Raw genomic sequence first — 16,474 nt, forward strand, 5'->3', positions numbered from 1 at the left:
CGCCACGTGCTGTACGAGTTCCCTGGGCACGTCGAGCCTGGCAGAATAGGCGATCACGTGGAGCCCTCTCGAAGACTGGATTCTGTCGCAAGAACCTGTCTATCGATGGCTCCACGTCCATATCCAACACCGTCCGGTATGGACGTTACGCCCGTGTCATCCCCACTCGGCCGCCGAACCTTGCTGAGATCACCTCAGTGCTCCAATGTGAAATCTATAGGCTTCAGGGTTCCGTTGTTGGAGTTCTCGGCCGAGCATGCCGTCAGTGCCACAATGAGATCGGACTCGGCGCGCAGAAGGATGTGATCCCCCGGTCGACTCATCGGGGGCCCGAGCAGCATCTTCCCAGTACTGCAATCGTAGACCACATTCATGAAGATGTTGAAGCTCACGCCGATGTGGTCAACGGCCACCTCGTACGGAGCCAAGGCGTCAGCGATGTTCTGTTGGCAGCTCGGGTGATAGCCCTCATGGTCGGGATAGAGGAGGTCGAAGGTCTGCTGAGAGCAGGGAGTGAGGGTGAAGTCGTGCCTGCCCACAGTGTCTTCGATGATCCGTAGCATTGGCTGGCTGCGATTGCTGTAGAGCACGTCACCGGTGGTTAGCCATAGCTTCCCGGCGTAGTCCAGGCTGCGGCCGGACGAGAGGTGCTCCGCTCGATCATAGGCCGATACGGCGTACAGGTCGCTGACCTGTTCTCCGTTCGGATCGGTGACGCGGAGATATGCCCCGGCCGGTAGCTCAAACGCTTTGCCGGTCTGGGGCGCGAGACGCTGGATGGTGGTGGTATCCGTCATCAGTCTGCTCCTTTCCGATAAGAGACGTCGCCGGTGCTCGTGGCGGGTGCAGCGAGGGGACATTGCCAGTCGGCTTCGACCTCGCGCCCCGCGTACTGTCGCGCTTCAGAGGCCTCGCCGAAATGCATGAGCATGGGATTGGGGCGGCCCTGCAGACGTCCGTCCTTGGCGCGAATAGTCCGGCTGACCCGATCCATCTGCCCCCGTTGTCGCAGGGCGTCGAACTGTGCGTGTAGGTTGAAGACCAGCGTGGGGAATGGAGCGATCCGCGCGATGCGGGATGCCTTTGGATGCATGCCGACCACAAAGAAAGCCTGACCGGAGACGCTGAAGGAAAACCGTGGGTCGTCCGGATCCATCGACACCGTCGGATCCCATGACCACTTTCGCCTGTCCCACTCGTGAACGAAACTCAAGTGACGCCACAGCAAGCGTTCGAAGTCGCCCTCATCGTCGACCGTCGGACTTTCATACATCGAGATGAACGTTACAAAAGGCTTCTGAGGCGCGCGACGGATCTCGTGGCTCTGCACGAACCACTCGAGGTCCCTGGCAAGGCAACGGGCCGATTCTTTTGCCCCCAACTCGTCATAGACGGCGAAGGCGTAGTTGTCGGCGCGCATCACTGATGCTCCCATCACGCACGGGTACGCGCTGCTCAGGACCGCGGCTCGAAACTTGTCATGAAGCAGTCGGGTGCGTGGGTGGGCGGGGCGGCCGTCGATGACCCTGCACAACCGGCGCCCTTGGACGGTGAACACGCCGTGAGCCACAGCTACCGCATCCGTAGGTGGAACCTCTGCCTCCACCCATCCGGCGCGCGGCTCCGCTATCGCCGTGCGCTGCGTCGGCGCCTCCACGCTGTGTGCACCGAGAAGGGGCTGCTCGCCCTCGAGTCGATCGAAGCGCCAGTCGCTCGCCGACTGGTAACGGGCGTCCGTCACGACCTACCGTTCCAGGTAGCCGTCGGTGTGCCGCTGACCGAGCCTGTCTCGGAAAGGTCGGTCGCCAACGCATTCTGGAGGGCGATGTCTGACCATCGATCACCGCCGCCATTGATATTCCCAACCGCTCCGAACCAGTCCATCTTGCACACAGACGCTCCCTTTGAATCTGATCATGAACGCTCATCTGATTCATAGCTATGAAAACTCGGCCAGGCCCATCCTAGAAAGCGTCGGCGGACTTCAAGGCTGACTGGCAGAAATTGCGCGGACGGATGTTGCTGCGACAGGCGAAGGCGTTGGCCGGCTGCCAGGACGATCGCCGCGCAGGCGGTTCCGGACGATTCGGCAGCCAAACCCCCGGGCGGGCGGGACGCCCAGCGCAGGGTGAGGTGATCTCAGTGAGAGGTCCGCGCCGGATCTGATCGACACGGGCATACCGGGAACTGGCGCGCCACCTCGGCCGGCACCGCAGGAAACTTGACCCAAGTGTGAAGAACCTAGCGACCAGAGATCGTTAGGCGCCCTCCTTCACAGATCGACGGGAATAGTCGATTGTGAGATCCGGCGGATCCGGTTGGCCCGCCGGTCGCGCGCTGGGGCCACGGGCGTTGGTGACGCGTCCCCGGTCGAGGACCACGCGGGTGTCGCACCGCTGGACCGTGCTCAACCGGTGCGCGATGACCAATACGGTGATCTTGCCGTACAGCTTCTCGATGGTCTCGACGATCTGCCTTTCCGTCTCGGTGTCGAGCGCGGCCGTGGCCTCATCGAGGACCAGCACGTCCGGGTGCAGGTACAAGGCGCGCGCGATCCCGATGCGTTGCCGCTGCCCGCCCGAGAGCCGGACGCCGTGCTCGCCGAGCATGCTGCCGAAGCCGTCGGGCATCGCGAGTACGGTGTCGAGCAGTTGCGCCTGCGCGATGGCGCGCTCGACGGCAACGTCGTCGATCTCGTCGTCGTCGAGCCCGAGCGCGACGTTGCGGCGTACCGTGTCATCGATGATCACCGTTTCCTGCGGGACGTACCCGATCCGGGCGCGCCAGCCGTGCACCAGCTCGGGGGTGATTCTCACGCCGTCGATGTAGATGCCGCCACAGGTGGGTTGCAGCAGTCCCAGCAGGACATCCACCAGGGTCGTCTTCCCCGATCCGGACGGGCCGACGATGCCGACGGACTCGCCGATCCCGACGGTGAGATTGATCGAGTCGAGCGCAGGGGTGGGTGCGGCCGGGTACCGGTAGGTCAGGTCGCGAAACTCGATGCACCGCTCGAAGGTGACCGGCTGCGGGTCGTGCTCCGCCGATCTCGTGATGTCGTTGCCCGCCGCGGCGAGATCCTTCTCCACCTGCTCGAGGCTTCCCACGCCCACGCGAACCAGGTTGGCCATCGCGAGGACGCGTTGCACCGACGGCAGGAGCCGCATCGACCCGGCGAGGATGACCCCGACGGACGCGAGTACGTCCGCGTCGCCCAGGATCGCCGTGCCGGCGGCCGCCGCCATGACGAGCAGCACCACGGACTCCAGGTAGTACCGCGACAGGTTGGAGATGAAGAACAGCCCGCGAAGCGCATAGGTGTGCTCGCTGCGTGCCGTCTCGAACCGCCGCACCACGGCGCCGCGCCGGCCCAGAGTGGTCAGCACCTTCACCGCCCGTAGGCCCTCCTGGATGATGCGCTGATCACGCGACATCAGCCGCTCGTCGTCGACCCCCATGCGCCGCGCCCACTTGCGGACCAGGAACAGGTACGTCCCCATCGCGCCGCCGAGCGCGCCGATCGACACGAGCGCCGTCACCGGTTCCAGGACCAGCAGCGCCATGGCCAGGCCGAGGATCAGGAACGCGTCGATGATGATCGTGGTACCGGGAAGCAGGACGCGCGATGTCAGGTAGCGGACCGACATGATGACGGTGCGCATCAGGTCGGCCGAGTGGCGTTGCAGGTGGAACTCGTAGCTGGTGCCCATGAACGTGCGGAAGAGCCTGGCCGACAGGGTCGCCTCGGCGCGGGCCAGCAGCCCGGCCTGCCACCACGCGAGCGCGCAAGCCGCGATACCGCGCGAGACGAGCAGCGTGACGGCGACGCCGCCCACCGTCGCCACGAAGTCGGTGAGTCCGTGCGGGTGCGCGGCGCGGCGGGCCAGCCCCACCAGGGTGTCCGGTCCGGCCTCGTGCAGGAGCTGCGGTGCCGCGAGCACCTGCACGACCGCGGCCAGCGCCAGGAAGCCGGCCAGTTCGAGCAGGGTCACCGCGAGCGCGACCGGAATGCCCAGGACCAGCCCGCGCCGGGTACCTGGGTCGAGCAACCTGGCGGCGCGCCAGACGATGCTCAGCACGACGCCCCCCCTGCGCGCTGGACCAGTGGGGCGAGGAGTTGCCCGAGGGCGCGGGACATCGCCGTACGCGACTGGTTTTCCCGTATCCACCGCCGGCCGGCCGCGCCCATCTTCGTCAACTCCTCGCTGCTCGCCTGGTACATCTGGCTGAGACCGTGGGCAAGGTTGCCCGGGGCGGTCAGGTACCCGGCGCCGGCCCCCATGACGAGGTCGCCGACCGTGCCCGGGCTGTTGGTGACGATCGGCAATCCGGCGGCCATGTAGTCGAACACCTTGTTGGGGCTGACCCCGACGCGGAACAGTTCGACGTCAGCGAGTACGTGCAGGCCGATGTCTGCCGCGTGGAGAATGTCGGGGATCTCGGTCTTCGGTACCGGATCGAGGAAGCGCACGTTGCGGATGCCATGTGCCGCCACCTGCAAGCGCGGCTTCTCCACACCTGACCCCACCAGCACGACGTCGAGGTCAGGTACCGCCTTGGCCGCGTCCAAGAGCAGGTCGAGCCCGTTGGCCGGACCGTGCGCTCCCGCGTAGATGGCGGTGCGGCGGGTGAATCCGTACCGCCGCCGCAGCTCGTCGCGATCGGCGCTGGGCACGAAGTCCTCCGGGTCGGCCGCGTTGGGGATGAAGGCGATCTTCTCCGGCGCGGCGCCCTTGCCCTCGACCGCCGCCCGCACGCCCGGCGCCATGACGACCACGCGGTGGGCGCGCCGATACAGGAACCGCTCCACGCGCTCCAGCGCACGGTACGTCAGCGATGTTTCCGCAAGCCTTCCCATGTCGACGAGCACGCGCGGCCACAGGTCCCGGATCTCCAGGACGAACGGCACGCGCCGGACCGCCGCCACGATCCAGCCGGACACGCCGGCCAGCAGGTGCGGCGAGGACGCGTACACGACATCGAGGCGGGGTTGCCGCAGGCCCGCCGCCGTAGCCGTTACCGCGTAGCTGGCCCAGTTGACCACCCGGCCCAGACCGTTGCCCCGGTACGGCGTCACGGCGACCGGATGGAATCCTGGCTCCGCCCGCTGCGGCAGCCCGGTCACCATGTTGCGGCGGCCCGCGATGACCACGTATGACCACCCGGGTAGCCGGCTGAACAGCTCGACATGCCGGGTACCGCCCGGATAGCCCCGGGGCACGGCGAAGTGGTTGAAGACGAGGACCCTGTGTTCCGTCATTGCGGCGCTCGCACGTGATGGACTTCTCCCGACGCGATGTGGGTGACGACGAGGCATGCGCCGGCGCGATCCCAGTTCACCTCGAACCGGAGACCGTCGAGCGCGGTCGGTTCGGCCCGGGACCCGGGTACCTTGCCGAGCCCCCAGACCCCGGTGTCGGCCCCGCTTTCGACCGTGATCCACGTCGCCGGTTCCCAGTGCCCGTAGGTGCGGCCGTACCAGCCTGCGAACGGTGCCGGCTGCCCGCGCACGGCCGTGTAGCCGTCCAGCCCGAACATGTCGACGGCGCACTCGCCCGCGACGAGCGAGTTGCCTTCTGCCGTGACGTCGGGGTGCAGGGGCACGGTCAGCGACCAGGATGCTGCGGTACCCAGCGGGTCGGCGAACTCGACCACGGCGACATAAGTGTCGGCCACAACGACGGCGCGCCCGACACGCACGGGCCGTGGGCCGCGCGCGTACGCGTCGTGCCAGCCGAAGACGACGGTGCGATCCGGCAGCAATAGCGGGGGTGCCAGGTATCCGCGCGCGGTGTTGAGCCAGCGGAACGCGCGATGCGGCACGAGTTGGTCGCGCCCGTCCGGCCGGCGTACCGGATGGGCCGCGGAGGTACGCAGCCCGTTCCGTATCTCCAGCGGACCGTTGTACGCACCGGTGCCGGGGTCGGCGATCAGCCACCTGCCGCCGTACTTGATCCATACCGAGGTCAGGTCGGCGTGCCCGTGCGAGGGCCCGCTGTCCACTTTGAACCATACGTGCCACGGCCCGCGCTCGACGCGGACGATGCCTCCGGAGGTAGTCGCCGCCGGCCGGGTGTAGGTGATCGGTGCGGCCGCCCCAGGCGCGGCCTCCTTCGGCGGCACCGGCGCGTACCACGCCAGTTCGTCGAAGTCGGCGTACCACCGCGGTGGCACCCGCTCGCCGCACAGCACCAGGCCGAGCGCGACCGACCCGGCCACGTCGAGCGGGTCGCCGGATGACGCGAGCACGCGCCCCTCGTCCCAGTCGCCGTACTGCGGCACGTCGCCGTCGAACACGCCAAGCCGAGCCAGGTGCAGGCCGGCCGCGTGAAGGTCACGTTGCACGTCGGCCGGCGCGCCGCCAAGCATCACCCGCACGATGAGCATCTCGAGGACGAAGCGGTGGTACGACAGCGAATCCTCGATCATCCGGCCGTCGGGGGCGAAGTGCCGGCGCTGCTGGGCCGCGAACATCTTCTCGCCGGTGCGCGCCCACCACGCCGCGCGCCGCTCGGTGGGAAACATGCGCGACAGCACGATCAACCCGAGCGCGTCGCCGAGCAGGTGGTTGTTGCGCATGCTGCTCAACGTGTACGGCAGCTCGACCACCAGGTGCCGGGCGCTGGCCAGCAGCAGCCGCTCCATGGCGGTCACGACGTCGCGGGGGAGCCGCTCGCCGGCCAGCGCCAGGATCTGGTTCCAGGCGATCGCGCGCAGGGCAAGTTCGAGGCTCGAGTACCAGTTCACGCCCTGCTCCGGCGGTGACTGCTCGCACCAGGACCGCAGCAGGCCGGCGAGCCCGTCCAGCCACGGTCCGCCGGGGTCGAGGCGGGCGGCGCGCGCCAGGACGACGAGGTCACGGTGGCGTGCCGCCTCCCAGACGTGCTTGACGTCCGACAGCCGCGCCTCGGAACGGATATCGATCCTCCACCACGGCTCGCGCGCCGGCCATGGTCGCCCCGTCAGCGGGTCGGTGCACCACGGCGCCGATACGCCGGTCGCCACCCGGCGCCCAAAGACGCGTAGCCCCTGTCGCAGCACACGCCGGGCGTCGTCGAGGCACCGTTGCCTCGCCTCGTCGCTGATGGGCAGCGTGTTGGTCAGCGGCACCGGCGTGGCTGGGTGGTGCCCGTGCGTCCCGCCCCGAAACAGGACGGCATGGAATCCGCCGCGCTTCGATATCTCGTACGCCGCGCGCAGCGGCGCCGACAGGCCCAGGGCGCGCGTGTCCGCGGCGATCGTGCGCAGACTGGTGTTTCCCATCGACTTTCCCCCCGGTTACCGTTATTTGTCCGTCCGGATGCGGCCTGCCGGTCAGTGGCGGCCCGAGCGTGGCTGGTTTGGCGGTCCAAGCCTCCGCGCGCCGGTGCGCCGCGGTCAGAGCCGCTCGACGTTGTCGCCTCGGCAGCGATCGCGGGCGTCGAAGACGTAGCGCGCGCAGCGCACGACCAGCTCGTAGTCGAGGCTGTCGTGGTCAGTGACCACCACCGTCGCGTCCGCGGCCCGCAGTTCGCGTTCGGTGAGGTCCACCACCGCGACGCCGTCGGGGATGTGGTGCGGTTCGGCGTACGGCTCGACGGCGCGTACCCGGGCGCCGAGCAACTGGAGCCGGCGGGTGATCTCGATGGCCGGGGAGTCGCGCATGTCGCCGGTGTTCTTCTTGTACGCCAGACCGAGCACCAGCAGCTGGGACCCGTTGACGGCCCGGCCCTGCCGGTTGAGCCCAGTCATGATCCGTTGGACGACGTGCTCGGGCATTTCGTGGTTGATGTCGTTGGCCAGTTCCACGAACCGGAACTGCCGGCCGAGGGTCCGTTTCACCTGCCAGGACAGGTAGCAGGGGTCGATCGGCAGGCAGTGCCCGCCGACGCCCGGGCCCGGCCGAAACGACATGAAGCCGAACGGCTTGGTCGCTGCGGCGTCGATCGCCTGCCACACGTCGACGCCGAGTTCGTGCGACAGCACCGCCAGCTCGTTGATCAGGGCGATGTTGACCTGCCGGAACGTGTTCTCGATCAGCTTGGTGAGTTCCGCCACCCGGGTCGAGTCGACCGGGACGGTCCGCTGGACGATCCGCTGGTAGAACGCGTCCACCTGGCGCAACGCCGCGGCGTCCATTCCGGACACCACCTTCGGGGTGTTGTCCAGCCGCCACGTCGGATTGCCCGGATCGATGCGTTCCGGGCTGTATCCCAGGTGGAAGTCGCCCGGGCTCTGCAACCCGCTGGCCGTCTCTAGCAGCGGGCGGAGCAGTTCCTCGGTGGTGCCCGGGTAGGTGGTCGACTCCAGGATCACCGTGCACCCGCGGCTGACGTGCGGGCCGAGTCTGACACCGGCCTGTTCGATGTAACTGACATCGGGGGTTCCGTCGCGCAGCGGTGTGGGGACGGTGATGACGCAGACGTCGAAGCCGGCGGCGTCCGCGTACTCGGTGGTGGGGTGGTAGCGACCCGTGTCCAAGGCCCGGCCGAGCCGGACGGCGGGGATGTCCTCGACGAACGATTCGCCCGAGGTGAGCCGCTTGACGCGACTCTCGTCGAGGTCGATGCCGACTACATCGAACCCGGCCTCCACCCCCCTCATCGCCAGCGGGAGACCGACGTACCCCTGGCCAACGACGACCAGCTTCTCAACCCCCATTTTTGCCCCTCCAACCAGCACGGTCTGCACCAATAGGGAGCTTACGCCCATTAGTGCCGACAGATCCCAATAACCGTTAGAAATAGGATATTCAGTGTGAAGGGGGTCTGGGTCTGCCGTGCGTGCGGCTGCAGAAGGTGCACTGGCGGCACTTGGCTTCACCAGCTCGCGTCACGTGAGGTGCCGCCACGGCTGGCGTCTGCCAGCGACTGTGCGGTGCCGAAGAACTCGGGGGCCGTTGCGTGGCCGTCAGCCGTGATGCCGTCGCGACGCGCGACCTTGACCACCGTCTCCATCAGGATGCGCAGATCGAGGCGGAGACACCGCCCGTCGACGTACTGCACGTCGTAGGCGAACTTCTCCTCCCAGCTCAGGGCGTTGCGACCGCGGACCTGGGCCAGGCCGGTTACGCCAGGACGCACCTCGTGGCGGCGCGCCTGCTCCGGCGTGTACCGCTCGAGGTACTGCACCAGGAGGGGACGCGGTCCCACCAGACTCATGTCCCCCCGCAGGACATTCCACAGCGTCGGCAGCTCGTCCAAGCTGGTCAGGCGCAGCCACCTGCCGAGACGGGTCAGTCGCTCGCCGTCACTAACCCGACCTCGACCTGGCGGGCGCATCGTCCGGAACTTCCGCAGCTCGAACAATGCGCCGTAGCGTCCTGGCCTGCTCTGCCGGAAGAGCACGGGGCGGCCCATCACCAGCGCAACCGCGACGCTCACGGCCAGCAGGACCGGTGACAGGACCAGCAGCGCGAGACTGGCGACGAAGATGTCGAGTACCCGCCTGAGGCGGTCGTACGGATGGCGTTCAGTGGCCACGGTGGTGCTCCCCACAAATCAGTCGTCGCGTCAGCAATGTGGTCTGTTGGTGTCCGGGCATGGCGACGAGGAAGCCGCTCGTCCGGTTTCCGGCGGCGATATTTGCCCTCTTCATCGGGCCTCGCGCTGCACCGGCGAAACATCGTCCGCATCGGACGGAGTCCGCCCGGTCGGCCACTCAGCGTCGCGTCGTCTTTCCTGGTGACACGGGCGTCGGCTGGTCATCTGGCGGCATTGTGACGGGGTTGGGGACGGCGACCGCGGATCCGACGTATGGCTTTGACGGATATCGATGGCACAGCTCGCGCAGGATGGCCGCCACCTGCCGCATGTCGCTGCTGCTCCACCGTAGGTCGGTGTGCAGGTGGAGCATCCGGCGGGAGAAGTCCAACTGGTGCGGTGGGGTGTCTTCTGGGGTGAGACTCCAGAGCACCGCCGGGTAGACGCTCCTGGCGATCAGCCCGTGCCGGATGGCTTCGCGCCGCTCGGGCGAGTCGAACTCCAGCACCACGCCGAAGGTGCGGGTGTGGGCCATTACGCCGGGAAGATCCCGCAGGCCCGACGTGAGCTCTGCGGCGTTGACCATCCGGTGGCGGCGCAACTCCTGCGCAGGAAGGACGCGCAGCGCCTCGCGGGAGAAGTCGGAGATCCCGCTGACCGTGGTCGAGCGCAACGCCGCGTCGCCGGCCGCGTAGAGCGGGAGGTACTGCTCCTTGTGCAGCGGTGAGCCTTCCAGGTAGGCCGCCTTCAGGCACATCGCGGACAGGATCCGGCTGACCGTCGCGAGGTGGCCCTCGGTCGGCGGCACGGCGGGCGGCAGCGCGCGCCCGTTGCCCGACCAGAGCACCCCTCCGTCGGGCAGCGGCAGGGTCTTGTGCAGCGAGGCAACGACGTAGTCAGCCCGGGTCTGGTCGAGCCAGGGCGCGACCGGGTCGTGAGTCACGTCGATGATCAAGGTTGCCGGAGTCGACGGCAGTATGGGGGGCTCGCCGAAGTACGAAACGGTGATCACCGCATCCGCGGGCCCGGCCTCGGGCCGCGGGTGGGGACCCATCGGTCCGGCGTCGTATCGGCGCACGGGGAGCAGATCGACAATACATTGCACCACTGAGGGGCTGTAGTAGGCCGGGACGTGTACCGCCTGCCACCCGTACTCCCGCCGGCCGAACTCGATGAGGGCCCTCAGTGCCTGCCGCCCCGATCCGAAGTACCGGACCTGCTCGGGCGGTTCGTCCCGACCGAGGCCACGCGGCAGCATCAGCGGGAACGCGGACCCCACCTCCCAGCGGTCGCCCCCTCTCATGTGGCCGGCCCGGAGGTTGCCAGGACGTCCTGCGTGCTGGTGGCGATGGCCGGGCTGAGCAGCAGCAGCGCGGATGCCAGCACCACATTCCTCGGTCTCTGTTCCTGGGCGGCCGGAACCACACCACTCTCCTTTCGCGGTAGCTGGGCGGAGCTCGACGCCCGGAATGCCGTCCGCGATGCGCCGGCGACCACGTAGTCACCGTGAGGCGCCAAGCCGACGGGGAACTCGTCCGCAAGCTGCAATGCATTGCATCGGTGGTCAGCCCCAGATCGGACCGGTAGTTATGGCTGACGGGGTTAATGCCATCCTATCGCCCCATCCAGGGCAAATGTTCCTAATACTCTCAAATCGAACTAACCCGGCGACCGCCCGGGAGGGTTTGCCGAGGCACCTCGACATCGGCCTGTTCGGACCGACGGGGGCGCGCCGTGGCGGCCCATTCGCAGCCGCGGCCGGGCCTCGGGGAGCGTGGGTCAGGCCGGTACGGACGGCAGGCCCTGGCGGTACCCGGGGAAGAAACCGGGATCCGGTTGCCAACCAGCGAGCCGGCGCCGCCCCTGCGTCTGGTGCGCGTCGACCAGTTGGGCGTACGTCTGCTCGTCGAACACTCTGGTGCCGACCGAGTAAGGCACCAGGCCGTCGGGGGCGAAGGCTCGCTTGTAGCGGAAGATGCCGTCGTCGGGCGCATAGCCGCCGCCGAGTACCAAGTGCCTCTTCCCGTGCTCCTGTCCCCACCGGAAGACCTCGACCTTCAGCAAGTCGTTCGGGCGCAGGTCGAATGCGGACCGCTCGGTGCCACCCAGATAGGAGTACAGCGTGTGGGTTGACGACAGGACGAGTTCAGTGGAGACGACGCGCCCGTCGTGCAGGGCATGAAAGAAGGCGAAGTGTCCGGGTAGTTCGTGGACAATGGTCCTGAAGAACTCTTGAGGGAAGTAGAAGTTTGCCCTGGCGTGCCGGCGGTCCATCGTGGACTTGTAGATCTGCAGGAAGTCGTCGAGGCGTGCCCCGGTCTCGTCGACCTCGATCCGGACGCCCAGCCGCCTAGCCTTGTTCACATTCTTGCGGACCTTGGGGTCGAATTCCCGCCACATCTGGTTCTGAGATGTCTGCAGGTCGCGCACCACATTGACGAGCTTCTGCTCGGTCCGGCCCGGGTACGGTAGGCGCCGGTCCTCGAACAGGCAGAGGCGGGTGAACTCCGACACCACGTTGCGGGTCCGGCAGAAGTCGTCGAACGCCGACCAGAACTCCTTGGCGTCCACCTCCCCAGCGCCGGTGTGGAACGCTCCGCCGTAGCCGTACGGGCTGGTGATGTCGAAAACCGGTCGGCCGGGGCTGACCAGATGCGGCGCGGTGACCGGCCGGAGCACGAACGGGTACAGGATGAACCCGGACGGCGTCTCGGCGTACGCCGCGAGGGGCTCGTCCTGCTCGCCGGCGAAGAGGCGTACGTAGGAAGGGTGGGCGAACACCTCCCGGGCGGCCCACGCCTGGTGAACAGCCAGCCATCGGGCCGCGTCCGCGGTCCTTCGGGCGTTCCAGATCTCGAAGTTCATCTCACTGTCTCATCCCCCCGGGGGCATCGGCCCTCGAGGAACTGTTCGATCGAATTGAGGACCCGGACAACCTGGCTCTCGGTCATCGCGGTGCCGCTGGGCAGGGTGAGGCCGTTCTCGAAGAGCCGCTGCGCGGCGCCGGTGAGCAGCGCGCGCGCACCGGCGAAAACAGGCTGAAGATGCATCGGCTTCCAGACTGGCCGGGTCTCGATGTCATACGCGCCGAGGTGGGCGGCGAGGTCCGCCGCCCGCCAGCCGGCGGCTGCCGGATCGACGGCGATAGTGGTGAGCCAGCAGTTGGCACCCACGTCATCGTCGGCGAGCAGGCGCACGCCAGGGACCGCGGCGAAGAGTTTCGCGTAACGCTCCCGCAGCCGGCGCCGTCGCGCCACGACCTCGTCCAACCGGCGCAGCTGTGCCCGACCGAGTGCGGCGAGCACGTTGCTCAGCCGGTAGTTGTAGCCCACCTCGATGTGTTCGTAGTGGGAAGCCGGCTGGCGGGCCTGGGTCGACAGGTAGCGGCTGCGGGCGATCAGGTCGGCGTCGTCCGAGAGGAGCATCCCGCCGCCGGACGTTGTGATGATCTTGTTGCCGTTGAACGAGAGCACCCCGGCTCGGCCGAACGACCCGGCGGCTCGGCCGTGCCGGGTGGCCCCGAACGCCTCCGCGGCATCCTCCACGACCGGTACCTCGGCCTCGGCGCAGAGCGGCAGGATCCGGGAGTAGTCGGCGCAGGCTCCGAACATGTCCACCGGCATCACGGCGGCGATCCTTCGGCCCCGGGCGCGTAGGTTGCGGAGCAGTTCATCCAGCAACGCCGGATCAAGGTTGCCGGTGGCGGGCTCGCAGTCGACGAAGACCGGTTCCGCTCCCGTGTAGACCACGGCGTTGGCCGTCGCGACGAACGTCAGGGTGGGGACCACGACGACGTCCCCGGGCCTTACGTCGAGGGCGAGCAGGGCCAGGTGCAGGCCGGCGGTGCCCGAGGCCAGCGCCAGCGCGTGCGCGCAGCCGACCCGCTCGGCGACCTCGCGCTCGAACGCCTCGAGGTGCGGCCCCGCCGGTGCGACCCATCCGGACCGGAGCGCGTCAAGGACGTACGACTCCTCGAGCGGGCCGACATCGGGAGGCGACAGGAGGACCGGATCGGTCACGGGACAAACTCCTTGGTGGATGCGAACACCGGTCACCTGCGCGCAATGCGGGGGTACAGGCATCGAGGGCATCCGGTGCTCAGTGTGCGGTTCGGGCATGCGCGTCCGACCCGCTGGAATGTTCTTTTGAGGCTAACGAGGAGAATGTCGACCAGTGGCGGTATCGCCATATTTGGGGGGATAAGTGATGCACCCTCGACGCGGCGATCATCCACGGTGGGCGCAGGCTGGAGGGCGGCCGAGTCGGTGTTCGATGCCCGGGAAACTGCCCCGTAGAGTGGGCCGACCACGATGTCGCCGAATGGCGGATGGGGGAGGCATGCTGCACCTGAGGATCATCGCTCCCGCCGACCAGTCGGCGGCGGTGGCCGACCTGCTGGCCGCGGATCCCGGGGTCACCCACCTGGCTGTGCTCAACGGAGCCGGCCGCCAGCCCGCGGGCGACCTGATCCTCTGTGACGTCGTGCGGGAGAGTGCGGACGGCGTGCTGCACGGACTCCGGCAGTTGGGGGTCGAGGCCCGCGGTGGGATCGCCGCCGTGGATGTGGAGTTGACCCTGTCGACCGCCGCCGATCGGGCCGCCCGGGACGCTCCGGGCAGCGGCGCCGACGCGCTGGTCTGGGACGAGATCGCCGCCAAGACCGGTGAGCAGACGGAACTGTCCGGGACCTAGCTGGTCCTGATCGTCGTCGCCACCATGATCGCCGGAATCGGCGTGCTCCTCGATCAGCCCATCCTCATCGTCGGTGCGATGGTGGTCGGCCCCGAGTTCGGTCCGCTCGCCGCACTCTGCGTCGCGCTGCTGCGGCGCAGGGCGAAGATCATCGTGCGGTCGGTGCAAGCCCTCGTGGTCGGGTTCCTGGTCGCCATGGTCGCCACGGTGCTGAGCACCTGGGCGCTCACCGCCGCCGGTCTCGTCAGCCGGGAGATGCTGCTCACCGAGCGGCCCCTGACCGATTTCATCTGGCGGCCCGACGCGCTCTCCTGGGTGGTCGGCCTGCTGGCCGGGGTCGCCGGGATGCTCTCGCTCACCTCGAAGAAGTCTGGGTCACTCGTCGGGGTGCTGATCTCGGTCACTACCGTGCCCGCGGCCGCGAACGTCGCCGTCGCCGCCGCGTACGGGGTCTGGCACGAGGCGGCCGGGTCGGCGCTTCAGTTGGTCATCAACCTCTGCGCCATCGTCCTCGCCGGCCTCGTGACCCTGGCCCTGCAACAGCTGTGGTGGTGGAATGTGGCTCGCCGCACCACCGGGCCGATCACTCCCAGGCGTCCCCGCCCTCCAGCCGACGATGGAGCAGCGTCCGCAGGGGGACGGATTCGCCATCCCGACCGCCCGCTCCGATGACCAGCGGCGGCGGTTGCGGGCGCGGGTCGGCGCCGAGCAGCCGGGCCCGCAGGCTGGCCGGGACGGTCAGCAGGTAGAACCGTCCGTCGGCGTCGACCGCCCGGGACCGGGCCCGGTCGATGTACCACCCGGTGAGCCGGGTCCGGTAACGACCGGGGCCGTCGTGAGGCTGGGCGGCCAGCGGCACGGTGCGCAGATCGCGCCGGGTCGCTTCGGCCGCGAACCGGGCGACGAGTTCCGCGGCCTCGGCCTGTTCGGCCGCGCGGCGCCGCTCCTCGGCCGCCGCGCGGGCCCGCACTGCCCGCTGCCGCTGCTCGTGCCATGTCGGGCCGTTGTCCTCCACGTCTGGACGGTACGCGATGCGCTGTCGCTCGCCCCTCCCGCAAGCCCGTACTGGCCATACACCGGTTCAACTGCCTGCATCGCCTTTAGCGGGTAATGTCCGGATTCATGGTGGAGCAGGTTCATCCTGGCGAGATAGGGCGGTCGTCCCGACCGCCGTGGAATCCGCGGGGCGACGACACCGGTCGACGGCGACGTCGACGGTGGTTGCCCAGGAGCCGGTGGGCCCGGGTGATCATCCTCGTCGCCGCCCTCGTGCTGCTGCTGGTGGTCGGCGGCGGTGGGGTCGGCGGGTGGCTCTACGTGCGGTCACTGGAGAAGCAGGTCGAGAAGGTGGACGCCTTCAACGGGCTGCAGGAGGAGCAGCGACCGGTCCGGGCCGCGGATTCCGCGCTCAATTTCCTCATCGTCGGCAAGGATCAGTCCGCGCCGGGGGACACGGTCTCGCGTACCGACGCCATCATGCTGGTCCACGTGCCGCACAGCCGGGACCGGGCGCAGGTCATCTCGATCCCGCGGGACACCTGGACCACCATCCCGGCGTCCCTCCCCGTGGACGGCGGCGGTCCGAGGAAGGACAAGATCAATGCCGCGTACGCCTGGGGCGGGACGCCCCTGCTGGTCCGGACGATCGAGGGCTTCACCGGAGTACGCATCGACCACGTCGTCGTGGTGGACTTCGCCGGCTTCGGAAAGGTCATCGACGCGCTTGGCGGTGTGGATGTCAACGTCGACGTTCCCTTTACCTCCGAGGTGTCAAACGGACGGGTCTACCAGCCGGGAGTCCATCACATGGACAGCACCGTCGCCTTGGACTACGCACGGCAGCGCAAGCAGTTCGCCGACGGCGACTACAGCCGGATGCGCCACCAGCAGGCCATCATCAGCGCGGTGATGCAGAAGGCCAGCCGCACGGGCATCCTCACGAACCCCGCGCAGCTCAACGACTTCCTCCGGGCGACCGCCAGCGCCGTGCAGGTCGACCAAGAGCTGTCGGTCTTCGACACCATCTGGAACCTGCGTGGCGTCAGCGCCGGGGACGTCACCATGTTGACCAGCCCCACAACTGGCGTGGGGATGGTCGGCGACCAGAGCGTGCTCTTCCCCGACATGGCGGCCTCGGCGAAGCTCTTCGCGGCGATCAAGAACGACACCATGGACGAATGGCTGGCTGAGAACCCGGACGCTCGTAACTCCCCGAACTGACCGAGCCCCGTGGGGAGGTGCCGGACCCACTTCGACGGTGGGCCCGGCAGCACTCCAGCAGATCGCCCCGGGTCCGGCCGGCGTGGCCCGCTCAGAGGGGC

Annotated in this window: 15 protein-coding genes; 3 read left to right on the plus strand and 12 right to left on the minus strand. The window is 68.3% G+C overall.

From position 1 onward, the window contains the following. Positions 1-194 precede the first annotated feature (194 nt). The 11 genes from ABZU69_RS10060 to ABZU69_RS10110 form a co-directional block, all read right to left on the minus strand. A complete protein-coding gene (locus ABZU69_RS10060; protein ID WP_354964030.1) occupies positions 195-797 on the minus strand; it encodes an urea carboxylase-associated family protein in 603 nt (200 codons plus the stop codon). Further along, positions 797-1,741, minus strand: a complete 945-nt coding sequence (gene gntA / locus ABZU69_RS10065; protein WP_354964031.1) for a guanitoxin biosynthesis heme-dependent pre-guanitoxin N-hydroxylase GntA — start codon at positions 1,739-1,741, stop codon at positions 797-799. Before gntA ends, ABZU69_RS10060 begins: the two co-directional genes overlap by 1 nt. A gap of 517 nt (positions 1,742-2,258) precedes the next feature. After that, on the minus strand, positions 2,259-4,079 hold the full coding sequence (locus ABZU69_RS10070) for an ABC transporter ATP-binding protein (RefSeq protein WP_354964032.1): 1,821 nt from the start codon (positions 4,077-4,079) through the stop codon (positions 2,259-2,261). Continuing rightward, positions 4,073-5,260, minus strand: a complete 1,188-nt coding sequence (locus tag ABZU69_RS10075) for a glycosyltransferase family 4 protein (protein WP_354964033.1) — start codon at positions 5,258-5,260, stop codon at positions 4,073-4,075. The genes ABZU69_RS10070 and ABZU69_RS10075 overlap by 7 nt, the downstream gene beginning before the upstream one ends. Continuing rightward, complete coding sequence (locus tag ABZU69_RS10080; protein WP_354964034.1) at positions 5,257-7,263, minus strand: heparinase II/III family protein; 2,007 nt, start codon at positions 7,261-7,263, stop codon at positions 5,257-5,259. Before ABZU69_RS10080 ends, ABZU69_RS10075 begins: the two co-directional genes overlap by 4 nt. A 114-nt stretch (positions 7,264-7,377) precedes the next feature. Next, a complete protein-coding gene (locus tag ABZU69_RS10085) occupies positions 7,378-8,640 on the minus strand; it encodes a nucleotide sugar dehydrogenase (protein ID WP_354964035.1) in 1,263 nt (420 codons plus the stop codon). A 158-nt stretch (positions 8,641-8,798) separates the two neighbouring features. Continuing rightward, positions 8,799-9,461 (minus strand): sugar transferase, encoded by a 663-nt coding sequence (locus tag ABZU69_RS10090; RefSeq protein WP_354964036.1) that lies wholly within the window; start codon positions 9,459-9,461, stop codon positions 8,799-8,801. Positions 9,462-9,639: 178 nt separating this feature from the next. Next, positions 9,640-10,764 (minus strand): hypothetical protein, encoded by a 1,125-nt coding sequence (locus ABZU69_RS10095; RefSeq protein WP_354964037.1) that lies wholly within the window; start codon positions 10,762-10,764, stop codon positions 9,640-9,642. Continuing rightward, positions 10,761-10,886 (minus strand): hypothetical protein, encoded by a 126-nt coding sequence (locus tag ABZU69_RS10100; protein WP_354964038.1) that lies wholly within the window; start codon positions 10,884-10,886, stop codon positions 10,761-10,763. Before ABZU69_RS10100 ends, ABZU69_RS10095 begins: the two co-directional genes overlap by 4 nt. 354 nt (positions 10,887-11,240) lie before the next feature. Next, positions 11,241-12,326, minus strand: coding sequence for a GNAT family N-acetyltransferase (locus tag ABZU69_RS10105; protein ID WP_354964039.1), 1,086 nt, complete (start codon positions 12,324-12,326; stop codon positions 11,241-11,243). Continuing rightward, positions 12,323-13,480 carry an aminotransferase class I/II-fold pyridoxal phosphate-dependent enzyme gene (locus ABZU69_RS10110; protein WP_354964040.1) on the minus strand — a complete coding sequence of 386 codons (1,158 nt, stop codon included), beginning with the start codon at positions 13,478-13,480 and terminating at the stop codon, positions 12,323-12,325. The genes ABZU69_RS10105 and ABZU69_RS10110 overlap by 4 nt, the downstream gene beginning before the upstream one ends. A 301-nt stretch (positions 13,481-13,781) precedes the next feature. Between ABZU69_RS10110 and ABZU69_RS10115 the strand changes: the two genes are divergently transcribed. Further along, positions 13,782-14,153, plus strand: coding sequence for a hypothetical protein (locus tag ABZU69_RS10115; protein WP_354964041.1), 372 nt, complete (start codon positions 13,782-13,784; stop codon positions 14,151-14,153). Positions 14,154-14,177: 24 nt separating this feature from the next. Then, the gene (locus ABZU69_RS10120; protein ID WP_354964042.1) at positions 14,178-14,825 is read left to right on the plus strand and encodes a DUF389 domain-containing protein; all 648 of its coding nucleotides are present in this window, start codon (positions 14,178-14,180) and stop codon (positions 14,823-14,825) included. On the opposite strand, the gene ABZU69_RS10125 is transcribed toward ABZU69_RS10120, so the two are convergent. Further along, positions 14,737-15,168: a hypothetical protein gene (locus tag ABZU69_RS10125; RefSeq protein WP_354964043.1), complete on the minus strand. Its 432-nt coding sequence runs from the start codon at positions 15,166-15,168 to the stop codon at positions 14,737-14,739. The two genes, ABZU69_RS10120 and ABZU69_RS10125, sit on opposite strands and share 89 nt — an antisense overlap. 230 nt (positions 15,169-15,398) lie before the next feature. On the opposite strand from ABZU69_RS10125, the gene ABZU69_RS10130 reads away from it, so the two are divergent. Beyond that, on the plus strand, positions 15,399-16,373 hold the full coding sequence (locus ABZU69_RS10130; RefSeq protein WP_354964044.1) for an LCP family protein: 975 nt from the start codon (positions 15,399-15,401) through the stop codon (positions 16,371-16,373). Positions 16,374-16,474 lie beyond the last annotated feature (101 nt).

The organism is Micromonospora sp. NPDC005206, from assembly GCF_040608175.1.
In the GTDB taxonomy this organism is placed as follows: domain Bacteria; phylum Actinomycetota; class Actinomycetes; order Mycobacteriales; family Micromonosporaceae; genus Micromonospora.

Coding starts and splice junctions, on each gene's coding strand:
- ABZU69_RS10105 (WP_354964039.1), bottom strand. CDS start 12,326: ATGAACTTCGAGATCTGGAACGCCCGAAGGACCGCGGACGCGGCCCGA.
- ABZU69_RS10080 (WP_354964034.1), bottom strand. CDS start 7,263: ATGGGAAACACCAGTCTGCGCACGATCGCCGCGGACACGCGCGCCCTG.
- ABZU69_RS10095 (WP_354964037.1), bottom strand. CDS start 10,764: ATGAGAGGGGGCGACCGCTGGGAGGTGGGGTCCGCGTTCCCGCTGATG.
- ABZU69_RS10075 (WP_354964033.1), bottom strand. CDS start 5,260: ATGACGGAACACAGGGTCCTCGTCTTCAACCACTTCGCCGTGCCCCGG.
- ABZU69_RS10120 (WP_354964042.1), top strand. CDS start 14,178: ATGATCGCCGGAATCGGCGTGCTCCTCGATCAGCCCATCCTCATCGTC.
- ABZU69_RS10115 (WP_354964041.1), top strand. CDS start 13,782: ATGGCGGATGGGGGAGGCATGCTGCACCTGAGGATCATCGCTCCCGCC.
- ABZU69_RS10060 (WP_354964030.1), bottom strand. CDS start 797: ATGACGGATACCACCACCATCCAGCGTCTCGCGCCCCAGACCGGCAAA.
- ABZU69_RS10085 (WP_354964035.1), bottom strand. CDS start 8,640: ATGGGGGTTGAGAAGCTGGTCGTCGTTGGCCAGGGGTACGTCGGTCTC.